The organism is Rubrivirga marina (genome assembly GCF_002283365.1).
GTDB classification, from domain to species: domain Bacteria; phylum Bacteroidota; class Rhodothermia; order Rhodothermales; family Rubricoccaceae; genus Rubrivirga; species Rubrivirga marina.
The window spans coordinates 2,921,783-2,938,737 of record NZ_MQWD01000001.1; the positions used below are offsets into that span (position 1 = coordinate 2,921,783).

Here is a 16,955-nt window from a genome sequence, read left to right on the forward strand (position 1 = left end):
CCATGCTCCGCTCTCTCGCGCTCGTCCTCCTCTTCGCCGCGCCCGTGCTCGCCCAGGGCGACGGCTTCTTCCGCGCGAGCGACGGCCAGATCCTCGACGGGTCCGGCGAGCCCGTCGTGATTCGCGGCGTCGGGCTGGGCGGGTGGCTCGTGCCCGAGGGCTACATGCTCCACATCAGCGCGCCCGACGGTGGGTCGCCGCGCTCGATCCGCGCCCAGATCGTCGACCTCATCGGCGAGGACGGGGCCGACGAGTTCTTCGAGGTCTACCGCGCCAACTACGTCGAGCAGAAGGACATCGACCAGATCGCGGCGTGGGGCTACGACCACGTCCGCCTGCCCTTCCACTACCTCGACTTCTGGGATCCCGAGACGGAGACGATCCGCGAGGAGGGCTTCCAGATCGTCGACGATCTCTTGGCGTGGTGCCGGCCGCACGGGCTCGAGGTGGTCCTCGACATGCATGCCGCGCCGGGGGCCCAGAACGCCGGCAACATCAGCGACAGCGACGGGACCGCGCGCCTCTGGACCGAGCCCGACCCGTACCAGGACTGGGTGGTCGAGATCTGGACGGCCATCGCCGAGCGCTACGCCGACGAGACGCTCATCATGGGGTACGACCTCATCAACGAGCCCGTCCTCCCCGACGGCATCCCCGGGAGCGACCTCCGCGACCTCTACGCCCGCCTCGCGGAGGCCATCCGCGAAGTCGACCCGAACCACCTGCTGTTTATCGAGGGCAACTTCTATGCGACCGACTTCAGCGCCCTCGAGGAGCCCGTCGACGACAACATGGTCTACGCGTTCCACAAGTACTGGAGCTCGGTCGGGCAGCCGTCGATCCAGTACCTCCTCGACCTCCGTGCGGAGACCGGCGTGCCGCTGTGGCTGGGCGAGACGGGCGAGAACTCGAACCCGTGGTTCTACGCCGTCCGCCGGCTCGCCGAGGCGAACGGGATCGGGTGGAACTGGTGGACCCACAAGAAGATCGAGACTCTGAGCGCGCCCGCCTCGGCGCCGTTCGCGCCCGGCTATGAGGCGCTCGTCCGCTACTGGCAGGGGAACGGCGGCCGCCCGAGCGCCGAGGCCGCGCGGGCCGCTCTGCTCGCCATGGCGAACGGGCTCGACCTGGACCGGACGACCCGCAACGAAGGCGTGATCGCGGCCCTCTTCGACGACTCGTTCGGCACGACGCCGCGGCCCTTCCGCACGCACCGGATTCCGGGCACCATCCACGCGGTCGACTACGACCTCGGCGATCAGGGCGTGGCCTACAGCGACGCCGACCCGTGGGCGATCTCCGGGACGCCCGGCGGCGGCAACACGGGAGGCGCGTACCGGAACGACGGCGTCGACATCGAGCGGTCGACGGACCCGCAGGGCGCGGCGTACAACGTCGGCTGGGTCGAGACGCTTGAGTGGCTTCGCTACACGGCGACGGTCGAGGAGGCGGGGAGGTACGACGTCGAGATCCGCGTCGCGAGCGGCGGGACCGGCGGGCGGCTGGCGCTCGACGTCGACGGGGCGTCGCTCGGGACGGTGACGGTGCCGGGCACCGGCGGGTGGCAGTCGTGGCGGTCGGTCACGCTTCCCGGGGTCGCGATCCCGGCCGGCGAGCATGCGATCCGGGTGACGGTCCGCTCCGGCGAGTTCAACATCAACCAGATGCGGTTCATCCGCGTCGGTGACACGGCGGTCGAGGGCGAGCCCGCCGTGCTCGGCGTTCGGATCGCGCCCAACCCGGCGGTGCGCTCGGCCACGTTGTCGCTGACCCTGCCCGCCTCGGGTGACGTGTCGGTGGTGGTGTTCGACGCGCTCGGCCGGCTCGCCGCAGTGACCGAGGCGGGCCGTCTCGGGGCGGGGGAGCGGGAGATCGACCTTCCGCTCCGGGGGCTCGCGCCGGGCATCTACCTCGTGCGGGTCACGGTAGGGGACGCGGCGGTGACGCAGCAACTCGTTGTCCACCGGTGAGCGCGGCGACCGTAGGGTCCGGCCGGCGGTAGTTCCGTTCACCTCATGTGGAGGGGCCGGAGGCTCGGCTCAGGGCAGTAGCCGACGTCGGCACGCGGGCGGACTGGGGTGCCATCTTGGGCGCAGGCGCCGTCGAGTCTCGTGTGAAGCCTACACACTGTGACTTCACGGGACACGATCTCGCGGCCTGGCTAGGTTTCAAACCTCAGCAAACCTACGGATGCCGACCTCTGCCACCCTCCTCAGCGTCAGCGCCGCCGCCGAGCGGCTTGGCGTCCACGTCGGGACGATCCGGCGGTGGACGGACGAGGGCGTGCTCTCGGAGGTCCGGACGCCGGGGGGCCACCGTCGCATCCCGGCCGAGGCCGTCGAGCGGCTCCGAAGGGAGCGCGCGGGTGAGGCCCGCCCGGGCCCCGTCTCCGCCGGCCTCGGGCCCGACGGCGACCCGGCCGACGAGGCGTGGGCCGACCACGCCGTCGTCCACACGCGCTACGAGGTCCGCGCCAACGGCGACGCCGTCTGGAACCGGGCATTCGACGGGGCCGAGCGGGGGCACCGCCGCGAGACCGGTCGCCAGATGGTCGGTCTGCTGCTCCGCCACGTGGCGGGGCAGGGCGACGCCGAGGCCCGCAGCGCCGAGGTCCGCCGCCTGGCGTGGGGCTACGCGCTCGACATGAAGGACCGCGGCCTTCCGCTCTCCGAAGCGCTCCGCGCGACGCTCTTCTTCCGCGACGTCCTGACTGAGTCGACGGCCTACCACCCGCGCTTCGAGCAGAAGCCGCCGACGGACCAGATCGCCTTGATGCGGCGCGTGAACGAGTTCATGAACGAGGTCCAGATGACGATCGCGCGGGCCTACGAGACCGACGACCCCGCTGCCCTCCCACCCGCCGACGCATGACCGACGCTCCGACCCTGGCCGGCCTCTGGCTCGACGGCGACGCCTGCGCCGTCGACGTCCGCGAGTCGTGGGCCCTTTCGGCGGACGAGATGGCGGGCCTGTACGCCGCGGCGCGGGCCGACGACCTCGGGCTGTGCGTGGTGTCGACGTGCTTCCGGCTCGAGGTGGTCCTCTCCGGCCGGCGGCCGTCGGCGGAGCTGCAGGCGTGGGGCCGCCGCCGGCTGGCGGCGCTGCGGCCAGACCTCGACCTCGGCCGGTTCCGGGTGACGGAGGGCCCGGGGGCCGCGCGGCACCTGTTCCGGGTCGCGGCCGGGCTCGAGTCGGCGGTGCTGGGGGAGGCGCAGATCCTCGGCCAGGTCCGCCGCGCACGTGCCGAGGCGGAGGAGGCCGGGGCGCTCGCTCCGGAGCTCCGCGAGACGCTCGACGCCGCGGTCCGCGTCGGCCAGTGGGCCCGTGGGGCGACGGACCTCGGGCGGGGCACGGCGTCGACGGCCTCGGCCGCGGTCCAGTGGGCCGACGACGCCATCGGCGGGCTCGCCGGGCGCGGCGTCGCCGTCGTCGGGGCGGGCCAGATCGGGCGCCTCCTCCTCACCCGTCTTGCGGGCGTCGACGCGGCCTCGGTCACGCTCGTCTCGGGGCACGCCCCGGCGCACCACGGCTTCGAGGTCGTCCGCCCCGACGCGCTGCCCGACCTCCTGCCGCGCGTCGACGTGCTGTTCACGGGCACGGACCGGCCGGTGCTCGACGCCTCCACGGCGGAGGCCGCCTGGACCGACGGCGTGCCCCGAGCGGTCGTCGACCTGGGCGTCCCGCGCAACGTGGACGCCGCCGTCGGCGCCGTCCCGGGCGTCGCTCTCGCCGACGTCGACGCGCTCGGGGCCGTCGTCGACGCGGGGCTGGCGGCGCGGCAGGCCGCGATTCCGGCCGTCGAGGCCCGCATCGAGACGTCGCTCGACACGCTGGACGAGGCGCTCTCCGCGCTCGAGCGCGAGCGGCTCGTCGGCGACTTCCGCCGCCGGGCGGAGGCCATCCGCCAGGACACGCTCACCTACGTCTGCTCCCGGTGCGACGAGCGGACGTGCCATCCGGAGGCATCGGACGCGGGCGTCCGCCCCGGCCCCGGGCCGTGCAGCGACCCCGACGGGCTCACGCGGACGCTCACCACGCGGCTCCTCCACGACGTGACCGCCGCCCTCCGCAACCGCCCCGAGCACGCCGACGACGACACGATCCGCGCGCTCCTCTCGCTCCCCGACGCCGGTGCCTGACGTCCTCCGCCTCGGCACCCGGACGTCGCGCCTCGCCACGTGGCAGGCCGAGCACGTCGCCGCCGCGCTCCAGCGTGCGTGGCCCGGCCTCGAGGTGGAGTTCGTCCCGTTCGTCACGAAGGGCGACAAGACGCTCGACCAGCCGCTCCCCGAGATCGGCGGGAAAGGTCTGTTCACGGCCGAGCTCGAGGCCTCGCTCCTCGACGGCCGGATCGACCTCGCGGTCCACTCGCTGAAGGACCTCCCGACGGAGGACCCCGCCGGCCTGACGGTCGGCGCGACGGCCGAGCGGGCAGACCCGCGCGACGCCTGGATCTCGCCCGAGGGCCTCCACCTCGATGAGCTTCCTGGGGGAGCCGTCGTGGGGACGAGCAGCCTCCGACGCGGGGCGCAGCTGCTCCGGGCGCGGCCCGACCTCGTGATCCGGTCGATCCGCGGCAACGTCGAGACGCGGATCCGGAAGGTCCACGAGGAGGACTACCACGCGGGCGTCCTCGCGCTCGCCGGGCTGATGCGGCTCGAGATCGAGGACCGCGCGCAGTCGGTCCTGGACCTCGACACGATGCTCCCCGCGCCGGGGCAGGCCGCGCTCGGCATCCAGGTTCGCGCCGATGGGGGAGAGGCCGCCCGCCTCGTCGCCGCACTCGACCACCCCGCGACGCGCGCCGCCGTGACGGCCGAGCGGGCGTTCCTGGCGGGCCTCGGTGGCGGCTGTTCCGCCCCGATCGCCGCGCTGGCGGAGGTCTCCGGCGACCGGCTCACGTTCCGGGGCCGCGTCGTCTCGACCGACGGCGCCCGGACGGTGGCGGTCGAGGCCGACGGACCGTTCGATCCCGACGCCGCGAGATCCTCAGGCCTCGCGCTCGGCCGGGACGCTGCCGCGACCGCGTTGGACGGGGGAGCGCGCGACCTGTTGCCATGACGCTCGCCGGCCGCCGCATCGTCGTGACCCGGACCGAGGAGCAGGCGGGGTCGCTCGTCGACGGGCTCCGCCAGCGCGGCGCGACGCCGGTCCTCGTGCCGTCGATCCGGTTCGAGCCTCCGGAGGACCCGACGCCGCTCATCGAGGCGGCCCGCGACCTCGCCGAGGCGGCCTGGGTCGTGTTCACGAGCGCGACGGGCGTCCTCTACGGGTGGGCCGCGATCCAGCAGGCGTGGCCGGACGGGCTGCCCGACGGCGTCCGCGTCGCGGCGGTCGGGTCGGGCACGGCGGACGCGCTCCGGGCGGTCGGCGCGCCGGTCGACTTCGTCCCGCACGAGGCGCTCGGCGACGTGCTCGTGGAGGAACTGCCGCTCTCGAAGGACGACCGCGTCGTCCTGCTCCGCTCGCACATCGGGCGCGAGGCCCTGGCCACCGGTCTCGACGCCCGCGGCGCCGACGTCCGCGACGTGCCGGCGTACCGCACGATCACGGAGGCCGACCCGGAAGCCGCCGCCGCCGCGCTCGACCCCGCGCCGGACGCGATCACGTTCACCTCGCCCTCGACCGTCCGCGGATTTCTCACGGCCCTCTCGAACCCTGCCCGGCTGACGGACGTGCCGCTCGTCGCCATCGGTCCTGTGACGGCCGCGGCCCTCGATCCCGCCGGCCTCCGCGCCGCCGCTGTCGCCGACCCGCACACCGTCTCCGGTCTGCTCGACGCTCTCGACCGCCTGTTCTCGTGACTCCCGTGGACCTCCTCGCCCCTCCGACTCTCGGCTCCGACCGCCCGCAGCGCCTCCGCCAGTCGCCCGCGGTCCGCCGGCTCGTACGCGAGACGCGGCTCGACCCGGCCGCCTTCGTGCTCCCGCTCTTCGTGCGCGGCGGGGAGGGCGTGCGCGACGAGATCGCGTCGATGCCCGGGGTGTTCCAGCTTTCGGTCGACGAGGCGGTCCGCGAGGCGACCGAGGCGGCGCGCTTCGGCGTCGGCGGGGTGCTCCTCTTCGGGATCCCGGCTCGCAAGGACGCCGAGGGCTCGACGGCGAGCGACGACGCCGAGGCCGTCCAGCGCGCCGTCCGCGCGATCAAGGAGGAGGTGCCCGGCATCGCGGTCATCACCGACGTGTGCCTCTGCGAGTACACCGACCACGGGCACTGCGGGTTCATCGACTCGCACGGCGGCCTCGACCTGGAGGGCTCGCTCCCGCAGCACGTCGCCGCGGCCGTCTCCCACGCCCGCGCCGGCGCCGACCTCGTGGCGCCGTCGTCGATGATCGACGGCGTCGTCGGGGCGATCCGCGAGGGGCTCGACGCGGCCGGCTTCGGACACGTCGGCATTTTTTCCTACGCAGTCAAGTACGCCTCGGCGTTCTACGGCCCGTTCCGCGACGCGGCCGAAAGCGCGCCCGTCTTCGGCGACCGCCGGACGCACCAGATGGACCCGGCCAACGCCCGCGAGGCGCTCCGAGAGGCCGCGCTCGACGTGGAGCAGGGCGCCGACCTCCTCATGGTCAAGCCCGCCGTGGCCTACCTCGACGTCGTCCGCCAGGTCAAAGACGCCTTTCCGGACCGGCCACTCGGGGCGTACCACGTTTCGGGCGAATACGCCATGCTCAAGGCCGCCGCCGGGCGCGGCTGGATCGACGAGCGCCGCGCCGTCCTCGAGACGCTGACGAGCCTCCGGCGCGCCGGCGCCGACATCCTCATCACGTACTACGCGCTGGAGGCGGCCCGCTGGCTTGCGGAGGGCGGGGAGCGGGGGCCGAGCCGCCCCTCCTGATCGACCGGATCCACCGACCCCAGACTCACCGACTGCCCCCACCGATGGCTCTCGACCTCACGACCCCGCCGCCGAGCGCCGAGCCGGCGGAGCGCTCCGGCCTCGACCTCGCCGAGCGCGGCAAGACCGCCGACGGCGCGCCGCAGTCGCTCGACCGGCGCCTCCTCGTCCAGCTCCACGCCTACACCGGCTGCGCCGACCCGGCCCGCCTCGGGCAGGCCGCCGAGGCGGCCGGCGTGGGCGGCGTGGTCTACCAGAGCGCGCAGGACCCGCAGGGCGTCGCCGTCGTCACGTTCAGCGAGAGCGACGACTTCTTCGTCGAGGCCGGCCGCGACCTCCTGCTCTCCGAGCCGTTCGCCGCGCTCACGCCGCGCCCCGAACTGACCATGTTCGGGCGGACGTACTCGATCGGCTACGAGACAGACCTGCTGGGCGCGCTCGTCGCCCGGCCGGTCAAGACGATGACGAACCCCGCCTGGCCGTGGGCCGTGTGGTACCCGCTCCGCCGGGGCGGGCGGTTCGAGCGCGAGCCGCGCGAGGAGCAGCGCCGGATGCTCATGGAGCACGGTGGCATCGGTCGCGCCTTCGGCGAGAGCGACCTCGCCCACGACGTCCGCCTCGCGTGCCACGGGATGGACGAGAACGACAGCGACTTCATCGCCGGCCTCGTGGGCAAGGATCTGTATCCGCTCTCGAAAGTGGTCCAGCGGATGCGGGGCACGCGCCACACGGCCGAGTTTCTCGAGCGCCTCGGGCCCTTCTTCGTCGGCCGCGCCGTCTGGCAGAGCGCTGGGCCCTACGCCTGGGCCCTCAGCCACGAAGGCTCGGGCCACTAGCCGACCTCCGCCGATCCCCCTCCGCCTCGGCCCCGAGGCGGACCGACCCGTCCCCCCGACCGACCGCATGTCCCGCTTCCTGAACGCCCTCCGCGGCGAGCCCGTCGACGCCACGCCCGTGTGGTTCATGCGGCAGGCCGGCCGCTACCTCCCCGAGTACCGCGCCATCCGCAAGGACCACGACTTCCTGACGATGGTCAAGACGCCGGAGATCGCGGCCGAGATCACGCTCCAGCCGATCCGCCGGTTCGACCTCGACGCGGCCGTCATTTACTCGGACCTCCTCCCGCCGCTCCAGACGATGGGTCTCGGGCTCCACTTCGAGAAGGGCGTCGGGCCGGTCATCGAGAACCCGATCGACACGACGCGCGACGTCGACATGCTGGCGACGCCGCCGGCCGGCGAGACGATGCCGTGGACGCCTGAGGCGATCCGCCTCGTCAAGGCCGAGCTGGAGCCGAAGGGCATCCCGGTCCTCGGCTTCGCGGGCGCGCCGTTCACGCTGGCGGCGTACGCCATCGAGGGCGGCGGGTCGAAGAAGTACGAGAAGACGCGGGTGTTCATGTACACCGAGCCCGCGGCGTGGGCCCGGCTCATGGACAAGCTGGTGACCGTCGCCGGCAGCTTTTTGACGGAGCAGGCGAAGGCCGGCGCGGATGCCCTCCAGGTGTTCGACTCCTGGGCTGGCGCGCTCTCGCGCTACGACTACGAGCGCTACGCGGCGCCCTACACGAAAAAGCTCATCGGCATCGCGCAGCGGACGGGCCTCCCGGTCGTCCACTTCACGACGGGCACGGCCGGCCACCTCGACGCCGTCGCCGAGGCGGGCGGGGATGCCATCGGGGTCGACTCCGGGCCGTCGCTCGTCGAGGCCCGCGAGCGGGTCGGTGGGAAGCCGCTCCAGGGCAACCTCGACCCGTACCTCCTCCAGGCGCCCTGGCGCGAGCTCAAGGCGCAGGCCGACCGCGTTCTCTCGGAGGCGCCGGCCACGGGCTACGTGTTCAATACGGGCCACGGGCTCGTGCCGAGCACGCCGCCGGACGCCGTCGCCCGCCTCGCCGACTACGTCCACGAGCGGACGTCCCGCTAGCGCCCCGACCCTCCCCGCCTCGGTCTCGAGGCGGACCGCCCCCTGACGATCCCCTCCCATGCCCGATCCCCAGAAGCCCATCGGCGTCCTCTTCATGGCCTACGGCGGGCCGGAGTCGCTCGACGAGATCCCAGGCTACCTCTCCGACATCCGCCACGGCCGGCCGACGACGACGGCCGTGCTCGACGAGATCACCAACAACTACCGCCAAATCGGTGGCAAGTCGCCCATCATGGGGCTCACGAAGGCGCAGGTCGAGGGGGCCATGGCGCAGCTGAACCCGCCCGGCGAGCCCGAGCGGTTCAAGGCCTACCTCGGCATGCGCCACTGGTCGCCCTGGATCGAGGAGACGGTCGGCCAGATGATCGACGACGGGATCGAGCGGGCCGTCGCGATCGTGCTCGCCCCGCACTTCTCGTCGATGTCGATCGCGAAGTACCAGGCCAAGATCCAGGCCGGGCTGGAGCTCTACCGGGGCGACATCGACTTCGCGACGGTCGACGCCTACTACGACGCCGACCTCTTGATCGAGGCGTTCGCCGCGCGCGTCCGCGAGGCCGTCGAGCAGTTCCCGGAGGACGAGCGGGACGACGTCCACGTCGTGCTCTCGGCCCACAGCCTGCCCGTCCGGATCTTGCGTGAGGGCGACCCCTACCAGGACCAGCTCTGGACGACGGCCCGGCTCATCGCCGAGCGCGCGGGGCTCCGCGAGGACCAGTGGAGCTGGAGCTACCAGTCGGAGGGCCGGAGCCCGGAGCCGTGGCTCGGGCCCCAACTCGAGGACCACATCCCGACGCTCCACGAGGAGCGCGGCGTCGACAAGGTCGTGAGCTTGGCCATCGGCTTCGTGAGCGACCACGTCGAGATCCTGTACGACATCGACATCGAGGCCCAGAAAGCGGCGAAGGCGATGGGCGTGACGCTCGTCCGGCCGCCGTCGCTCAACGACGACGCCCGGTTCACGAGGCTTCTCGCGGAGCTGGTCGAGGGCCGGGCCGCCGAGGAGGGCTGGATCGACTCCGACGTCCGCGCCGCCTCGGCCGGCGCGCCGTCGATGCCGATGCCCGAGGGGACGGCCTCGCCCGTCTAGCCTCGACTCCCCCCGCCTCGGGACCGAGGCCGACCATGCCGACGCCTTCCGACCGACCCGACGTGCTCGTCCTCGGCGGCGGCGTGGCCGGCCTCGCGGCGGCCCTCCGGCTGGCCGAGGCCGGGCGGAGCGTCCGGCTGCTCGAAGCCACGGGCCGCCTCGGAGGGATCGTGCGGACCGTCTGCCGAGACGGCTTCGAGGCCGAGGTCGGGCCCGACAACTTCCTCACGCGGAAGCCGGGGGCCGTCCGGCTGGCGGAGCGGCTGGGCGTCGAGACGCGGCCCCCGCACGGCGGCGCGATGATCCAGCGGAACGGACGGCTGCACCCGCTGCCGGCCGGCCTCAGCGGACTCGTCCCGGGCCAGGCCGGGCCGCTCCTCACGACGCCCGCCATCCCGCTCGCCGCCCGGCTCCGTGCCGTCGCCGAGCCGCTCGTCCCGCCCCGCCGCGACGACGCCGACGAGAGCCTCGAGGCGTTCGCCGTCCGCCGCTTCGGGCGCGGGGCGTGGGAGGGGCTGATCGAGCCGCTGCTGGGCGGGCTCTACGGCGCCGAGCGCGAGATCTCGCTGCGCGCGACGCTCCCGCACCTCCACGAGCGGGAGCGGGAGGGTGGCCTCCTCCGCTGGCGCTCGTCCGGCCCGACGGCCGCGGCCGGACCGGCGTTCGCCCGCCCCGTGGGCGGAATGGAGCGGCTGGTCGACGCCCTGGCGGACGCGCTGCACGAGCGGGGCGTCGCCATCGAGACCGAGTCCCCGGTCGTGGCCACGGAGGCGGACGGGGACGGCTACCGGGCCCGCCTCGGGGACGGCACGGACCGATCGGCGCGGGCGCTCCTCGTGGCCCTGCCGGCGCCGGCCGCGGCCCGCGTGCTCCGACCGCTCGACACCGACCTCGCCGACCCGCTCGCCGCCATCCCGATGGGCGACGCTGCCGCCGCGTTCGTCGGCTTCCGAACGGCGGACGCCGACGTCCCCGACGTTTCCGGGTGGCTCGTCCCGAGCGCCGAGGGCGGACGGGTCCAGGCCGTCACCCTCCACTCCCGGAAGCACCTCGGGACCGCTCCCGACGGGCACGACCTCGTCCGCGTATTTCTCCGCCCCTCGATGGTCGACGCGGCCGACGACGACATGATCTCCGCCGCCGTGGACCATCTCCGCCAGCGGATCGGCCTCCGCGGCACGCCCGTCTTTTCGCTCGCCCACCGTTGGCGGGGCGCGTCGCCACGCTACACGATGGGCCACCTCGACCGCGTGGCCGCCCTCGACGCCGCCACCGCCCGCCACCCGCGGCTCGCCCTCGCCGGCGCCGCCCTCCGCGGCATCGGCCTGCCCGACGTGATCGCGGGCGCCGAGGCCGCCGCCGACCAGATCCTCGACTCCCTCGACCCATGACCGACACGCTCTCCACCGCTCGCTCCGAAGCGCTCTTCGCCGAGGCCCAGGCCCTCATGCCCGGCGGCGTCTCGTCGCCCGTCCGCGCCTTCAAGTCCGTGGGCGGCACGCCGCGGTTCATCGAGAGGGGGGAGGGGGCCTACCTCGAAGACGTCGACGGCAACCGGTACATCGACTACGTGATGTCGTTCGGTCCGCTCCTGCTCGGCCACGCGCCCGAGGCGGTCGTGTCCGCCGTCGCGGAGCAGGCCCGGAAGGGGACGAGCTACGGCGCGCCGAGCCCGCTTGAGGTCGACCTCGCCGAGATGATCCAGCGGATCTACCCGTCGATGGAGCGGCTCCGGTTCGTCAACTCGGGGACCGAGGGGGCGATGAGCGCCGTCCGAGCCGCGCGCGGGTTCACGGGGAGGAACAAGGTGGTCAAGTTCGAGGGCCACTACCACGGCCACGCCGACCTCCTGCTGGCCAAGGCCGGCAGCGGCGTCGCCACGCTCGGCCTACCTGACTCGCCCGGCGTCCCGGCCGCCGTCACGGCCGACACGCTCGTGGTCCCGTTCAACGACGAAGCTGCGGTCCGCGAGTTGTTTGGGCGTGAGGGTGACGAGATCGCCGCCGTCCTGGTCGAGCCGATCGCCGGCAACATGGGGCTCGTCCGCCCGCGCGACGGGTTCCTGGAGCTGCTCCGCGAACTGGCGACCGAGCACGGCGCGCTCCTCGTGTTCGACGAGGTGATGGTCGGCTTCCGCGTGCACCCCGGCGGCGCGCAGGCGCTGTTCGGCATCCAGCCCGATGTGACGATCCTTGGCAAGGTCATCGGCGGCGGGCTCCCCGTCGGCGCCTACGGCGGGCGGGCCGACGTCATGCAGATGATGGCGCCCGACGGGCCGGTCTACCAGGCCGGCACGCTCTCCGGCAACCCGCTCGCGATGGCCGCCGGGCTCGCGCTCCTCCGCGAGGTCGAGGCGAGCGGGGCCTGGCAGCGCGCCGCCGACGCCGCGCGCGAGACGGCCGACGCCATCCAGCGGGCCGCCGACGCCGCGGGCGTCCCGGTCGTCACCGACGCCGTGGGCGCCATGTTCGGTTTCTTCCTGACCGACGAGCCGGTGACCGACTACGCGAGCGCCGCGCGGAGCGACAAGGCCGCGTTCGCGCGGCTCCACCGGCTGCTGCTCGACCGCGGCGTGTACCTGCCGCCGTCTCCGTTCGAGGCCTGCTTCACGTCGAGCGCCCACACGCCCGAGGTCGTCGCCGAGGCGGCCGAGGCGTTCCGCTCCGCCTTCGCCGCGCTCTAGCCCCGCCCGCCTCGGCCGCCCCCTGACCGGGCCGCCGAGGCGGACCGACCCATGTCCGAGACCGTGCATTCAGACCCACCGCGCCGGCTCCTCGGCGTCCTGTTCCTCGGGACGCTCCTGGCCGCGCTCGACATCGCCGTCGTCGGGCCCGCGCTGCCAGCGCTCCGGGAGGCGTTCGGGCTCACGGAGCGGGCCGTCGCGTGGACGTTCACGGCCTTCGTCCTCGCCAACCTCGCCGGCCTCCCCGTGATGGCCGCGCTCGCCGATCGCGTGGGGCGGCGGCGGGTGTACCTGACGGACGTCGCCCTGTTCGCGGTGGGGACGCTCGTGGTTGCCCTCGCGCCGTCGTTCGGCGTGCTGCTGGTGGGGCGAGTGATTCAAGGGTTCGGTGCGTCGGGCATCTTCCCCGTGGCGACGGCCGTGATCGGGGACGCGTACCCTCCGGAGCGTCGAGGCCGGGCTGTCGGGATGCTCGGTGCCGTGTTCGGGATCGCGTTCCTGATCGGGCCCGCGGTCGGCGGGGTCCTCCTCGCCGTCGCGAGCTGGCGGTGGTTGTTCGCGCTCTCCCTTCCGCTCGCGCTCGTCGTGTGGGTCCTGAGCGCGCGGACGCTTCCCGAGTCGCGGGCGCCCGAGCCGCGGCCGTTCGACGCGGCCGGGATCGTCACGCTGACGGCGCTCCTGGCCGCGCTCGTCGTCGGTCTGAGTGGGCTCGACGCGTCGTCGTTTACGGAGGCCCTGGCGGAGTCGGTCGTGTGGGGGCCGCTGGTGCTGGCTGCGGCGCTCGTGCCCGTTCTGGTTCGGGTTGAGAGGCGGGCCGAGGCCCCGCTCCTTCGGCCCGGTCTCGTGTCGAGGCGACCGGTTCAGGCTGCGTGCGCGCTCGCCGTAGGGGCCGGGATCGTGGAGGCGACATTCGTCCTACTCTCGTCGTACGCCGTGTCTGCGTTCGGCGTCGAGGGCTCGACGGCGTCGTACCTGCTGCTGCTGCTCGTGGCCGGCGTCACGGTCGGGGCGCCGGTGGCGGGGCGGCTGCTCGACCGCGTCGGCGCGCGGCCCGTCGTGACGGTCGCAACGCTCCTCGTGGCGGCGGGGATGGGCGCCGTCTCGCTCGCGCCCTCGCTGGCCATCCACCTCGTCGGGACGGTCGTGCTCGGGCTCGGGCTGTCGGGCATCCTCGGGTCGTCGCTGGCCTACATCCTCCTCGCCGAGGCCGGCGCCGACGAGCGGGCCGTCGCCCAGGGGCTCTCGACCATCTTCCTCAGCATCGGACAGCTCGTCGGGGCCGCGACGCTGGCCTCACTGGCGACCTCGGCCGCGACGACGGTCGGGGGGTACCGGATGGGGTTCGGGGTGATCGCCGTGGGCGCGGTGGCGCTGAGCGCCCTCGCGCGCTGGCTCCTCACGCCTCGGGCGGTGTGAGGGGCGGCCCGGGCGGCGGTCCGTTCAAGCTTCACGCCGAGGCCGGCGATATCGTTCACCCGTTTTCGCCCCCGGCGTAGTTTCACGACGCGCCCTCTCTCCCCGGACATGCCCGCCCTCACCCCCGAGTCCCGCGTCTTCGTCGCCGGGCACCGTGGCCTCGTCGGCTCCGCCGTCGTCCGCCGCCTCGCCGCCGACGGCGTGGAGATGGTCACGCGGACGAGCGCCGAGCTCGACCTCCGAGACGGCGCGGCCGTCCGCCGGTTTTTCGAGGCCGAGCGGCCGACGCACGTCGTGCTCGCCGCGGCCAAGGTCGGCGGGATCCTCGCCAATCGCGACTATCCGGCCGACTTCATCAACGACAACCTCGCCATCGCCTACCAGGTGATGACGGCCGCCCACGAGGCCGGCCTTGGCGAGACCGGGCGCGTCGTGTTCCTCGGCTCGTCGTGCATCTACCCCAAGATGGCGCCCCAGCCGATGAAGGAGGAGCACCTCCTGACTGGCCCGTTGGAGCCGACGAACCGGCCGTACGCGATCGCCAAGATCGCGGGCATCGAGATCGCCGAGGGCCTCCACCGTCAGCACGGTGACGACACGGTCAGCCTGATGCCGACGAACATGTACGGTCCGGGCGACAACTTCGACCTCGCGACGAGCCACGTGTTGCCGGCCCTCCTCCGCCGGTTCCACAAGGCCAAGGGCGCCGCGCCTGACGGCTCTGACGCGCCCGTGACTCTCTGGGGCACCGGCTCGCCCAAGCGCGAGTTCCTCCACGCCGACGACCTCGCTGACGCCATCGCCTTCGTCCTCCGGCTCCCCGAGGCGGACATCCGCGCCGCCGCGCCGGACGGGCTCCTCAACGTCGGGGTAGGGGAGGACCTCTCGATCCGCCAGCTGGCCGAGCTCATCCGCGACGTCGTCGGGTCGGAGAGCCCCATCGAGTGGGACGCCGACAAGCCCGACGGGACGCCGCGCAAGCTCCTCGACGTGAGCCGCCTCCGCGACCTCGGGTGGTCCGCCTCGGTGGGCCTCCGCGAGGGCATCGCGTCCACCTACGCCTGGTACCTCGACACCCACGCCTCAACGGAGGCCGCCGCTTAATGTCCGAATCCTCTCGCCGCCCCCGCGCCCTCATCACCGGAGTGACCGGCCAGGACGGGTCGTACCTGTCGGAGCTCTTGCTCGCCAAGGGCTACGAGGTCCATGGCGTCAAGCGCCGCGCCTCGTCGTTCAACACGGAGCGAGTGAACCACCTCTACCAGGACCCCCACGAGGACGACGTCCGGTTCCGGCTCCACTACGGCGACCTCACCGACTCGACGAACCTCATCCGGCTCGTCCAGGAGATCCAGCCCGACGAGATCTACAACCTCGCGGCGCAGAGCCACGTGGCGGTCAGCTTCGAGACGCCGGAGTACACGGCCAACGCGGACGCGATCGGCACGCTCCGCCTCCTGGAGGCCATCCGGATCCTCGGCCTCGAGGAGACGTGCCGGTTCTACCAAGCCTCCACGAGCGAGCTCTACGGGAAGGTCCAGGAAGTTCCGCAGAGCGAGACGACGCCGTTCTACCCGCGCTCTCCGTACGGCGTCGCCAAGCTGTACGGCTACTGGATCACCGTCAACTACCGCGAGGCGTACGGCATGTTCGCCTCGAATGGGATCCTGTTTAACCATGAGAGCCCGCGCCGCGGCGAGACGTTCGTGACGCGGAAGATCACGCGGGCCGCCGCCCGGATCTCCCTCGGGCTCCAGGACACGGTCTACCTCGGCAACCTCGACGCCCAGCGTGACTGGGGCCACGCCCGCGACTACGTCGAGGGCATGTGGCGCATCCTCCAGCACGACACGCCGGACGACTGGGTGCTCGCGACGGGCGAGATGACGACCGTTCGCCACTTCTGCGAGATGGCCTTCAAGGCCGCCGGCATCGCGGTCCGGTGGGAGGGCGAGAACGAGGAGGAGATCGGCATCCGCGAGGACACCGACGCCGTCGTCGTCCGCGTCGACCCGCGGTACTACCGGCCGACGGAGGTCGAGCAACTGCTTGGCGACCCGTCGAAAGCCGAGCGCGAGCTCGGGTGGACGCCGAGCGTCACGGTCGAGGACCTCGCCGCCGAGATGGTCCAGTCCGACCTCGCCCTCGCCCACGTCCAGCCCGAGGTGGCCTAGGCCGGCGCTCCGCGCCGGCTACGCACCGGCGCGGAGGCGGGCCGCCAGTCGCGCCGGCAGGCCGGCCTTCAGGATGGCCGCCTCGGTCTTCGCGTGGTCGTAGTGGTCGCGGACGAGCTGGACGGCGAACGCGTCCGTGTCGAAGAGCGCGAACCCCAGCCGCGGGTCGCGGTCGCGGGGTTGCCCTACGCTCCCGACGTTGACGAGGAAGCGGTGGCCCGGCCGCACGCGGAACACGCCGATCGTGTCGGACACGATGGCCTGCCGGTGCGAGTGGCCGATAAAGCAGATGTCGGTGTCGAACGCCCTGAACTGGCGCTGCGTGTCGCGGAGCGATTCGAGGCGGGGCCACTTTTCCGGCTCGTCCGGCGCCGCGTGGACGAACGTCGCGCCGTGGGCCTCGACGGCGTAGGGGAGTGACGCCAGCCAATCGAGCCGGTCCGGGTCGAGGACCGTCCGGTGGAGCTCGATGGCCGCCTGGCCGTCGGGCGGGATGGCCTTGTCCAACTCGCCAGCGACCGCCGCGTCGTGGTTGCCGAGGATGTTGATCGCGAACTCGCGCCGCACGACGTCGAGGCACTCGACCGGATCCGGCCCGTACCCGACGACGTCGCCGAGGTTGACGAGGACGTCGGCCCCGCGCGCCTCGGCCACCTGCATCGCCTTGCGGAGAGCCGGCAGGTTGGCGTGGATGTCGGAGAGGACGGCGAGGCGCACGGTGGGGGGACGCGGGCGGATGAAGTTACCTGTCGTTCCCGCAGCCCACGCCGGGGCCACATCGCGGTTGAGGGCAACGGCCTATATTCGCAGAGCCTCCTCCCGTTATAA

Annotated in this window: 15 protein-coding genes; 14 read left to right on the plus strand and 1 reads right to left on the minus strand. The window is 73.3% G+C overall.

Features of this window, described 5'->3' with window-relative positions:
* Window positions 1-2 precede the first annotated feature (2 nt).
* The 14 genes from BSZ37_RS12155 to gmd all read left to right on the plus strand — a co-directional run bounded on the left by BSZ37_RS12155 (window position 3) and on the right by gmd (window position 16,127).
* A complete protein-coding gene (locus BSZ37_RS12155) occupies window positions 3-1,970 on the plus strand; it encodes a cellulase family glycosylhydrolase (protein WP_095510802.1) in 1,968 nt (655 codons plus the stop codon).
* A gap of 220 nt (window positions 1,971-2,190) precedes the next feature.
* Window positions 2,191-2,871: a MerR family transcriptional regulator gene (locus tag BSZ37_RS12160; RefSeq protein WP_095510803.1), complete on the plus strand. Its 681-nt coding sequence runs from the start codon at window positions 2,191-2,193 to the stop codon at window positions 2,869-2,871.
* Window positions 2,868-4,139, plus strand: coding sequence for an NAD(P)-dependent oxidoreductase (locus tag BSZ37_RS12165; RefSeq protein WP_095510804.1), 1,272 nt, complete (start codon window positions 2,868-2,870; stop codon window positions 4,137-4,139). The genes BSZ37_RS12160 and BSZ37_RS12165 overlap by 4 nt, the downstream gene beginning before the upstream one ends.
* Complete coding sequence (gene hemC, locus BSZ37_RS12170) at window positions 4,132-5,061, plus strand: hydroxymethylbilane synthase (RefSeq protein WP_095510805.1); 930 nt, start codon at window positions 4,132-4,134, stop codon at window positions 5,059-5,061. The genes BSZ37_RS12165 and hemC overlap by 8 nt, the downstream gene beginning before the upstream one ends.
* Window positions 5,058-5,804 carry a uroporphyrinogen-III synthase gene (locus BSZ37_RS12175; protein WP_095510806.1) on the plus strand — a complete coding sequence of 249 codons (747 nt, stop codon included), beginning with the start codon at window positions 5,058-5,060 and terminating at the stop codon, window positions 5,802-5,804. Before hemC ends, BSZ37_RS12175 begins: the two co-directional genes overlap by 4 nt.
* A 5-nt stretch (window positions 5,805-5,809) precedes the next feature.
* A complete protein-coding gene (gene hemB, locus BSZ37_RS12180; RefSeq protein ID WP_095510807.1) occupies window positions 5,810-6,838 on the plus strand; it encodes a porphobilinogen synthase in 1,029 nt (342 codons plus the stop codon).
* A 44-nt stretch (window positions 6,839-6,882) separates the two neighbouring features.
* Entirely contained in the window at window positions 6,883-7,674 is a 792-nt protein-coding gene (locus BSZ37_RS12185) for a chlorite dismutase family protein (RefSeq protein WP_095510808.1), read from the plus strand.
* Window positions 7,675-7,741: 67 nt separating this feature from the next.
* Window positions 7,742-8,764, plus strand: a complete 1,023-nt coding sequence (gene hemE / locus BSZ37_RS12190) for a uroporphyrinogen decarboxylase (RefSeq protein WP_095510809.1) — start codon at window positions 7,742-7,744, stop codon at window positions 8,762-8,764.
* A 58-nt stretch (window positions 8,765-8,822) separates the two neighbouring features.
* Window positions 8,823-9,854 carry a ferrochelatase gene (gene hemH / locus BSZ37_RS12195; RefSeq protein ID WP_095510810.1) on the plus strand — a complete coding sequence of 344 codons (1,032 nt, stop codon included), beginning with the start codon at window positions 8,823-8,825 and terminating at the stop codon, window positions 9,852-9,854.
* A gap of 35 nt (window positions 9,855-9,889) precedes the next feature.
* The gene (hemG, locus tag BSZ37_RS12200; RefSeq protein ID WP_095510811.1) at window positions 9,890-11,245 is read left to right on the plus strand and encodes a protoporphyrinogen oxidase; all 1,356 of its coding nucleotides are present in this window, start codon (window positions 9,890-9,892) and stop codon (window positions 11,243-11,245) included.
* Window positions 11,242-12,537: a glutamate-1-semialdehyde 2,1-aminomutase gene (hemL, locus tag BSZ37_RS12205; protein WP_095510812.1), complete on the plus strand. Its 1,296-nt coding sequence runs from the start codon at window positions 11,242-11,244 to the stop codon at window positions 12,535-12,537. The genes hemG and hemL overlap by 4 nt, the downstream gene beginning before the upstream one ends.
* A 51-nt stretch (window positions 12,538-12,588) precedes the next feature.
* The gene (locus BSZ37_RS12210) at window positions 12,589-13,953 is read left to right on the plus strand and encodes an MFS transporter (protein ID WP_095510813.1); all 1,365 of its coding nucleotides are present in this window, start codon (window positions 12,589-12,591) and stop codon (window positions 13,951-13,953) included.
* Between the two features lie 108 nt (window positions 13,954-14,061).
* Window positions 14,062-15,057 (plus strand): GDP-L-fucose synthase family protein, encoded by a 996-nt coding sequence (locus BSZ37_RS12215; protein WP_095510814.1) that lies wholly within the window; start codon window positions 14,062-14,064, stop codon window positions 15,055-15,057.
* Window positions 15,057-16,127 carry a GDP-mannose 4,6-dehydratase gene (gmd, locus tag BSZ37_RS12220; RefSeq protein WP_095510815.1) on the plus strand — a complete coding sequence of 357 codons (1,071 nt, stop codon included), beginning with the start codon at window positions 15,057-15,059 and terminating at the stop codon, window positions 16,125-16,127. Before BSZ37_RS12215 ends, gmd begins: the two co-directional genes overlap by 1 nt.
* A gap of 18 nt (window positions 16,128-16,145) precedes the next feature.
* On the opposite strand, the gene BSZ37_RS12225 is transcribed toward gmd, so the two are convergent.
* Window positions 16,146-16,844, minus strand: coding sequence for a metallophosphoesterase family protein (locus tag BSZ37_RS12225; protein ID WP_179299608.1), 699 nt, complete (start codon window positions 16,842-16,844; stop codon window positions 16,146-16,148).
* Between the last annotated feature and the right edge of the window lie 111 nt (window positions 16,845-16,955).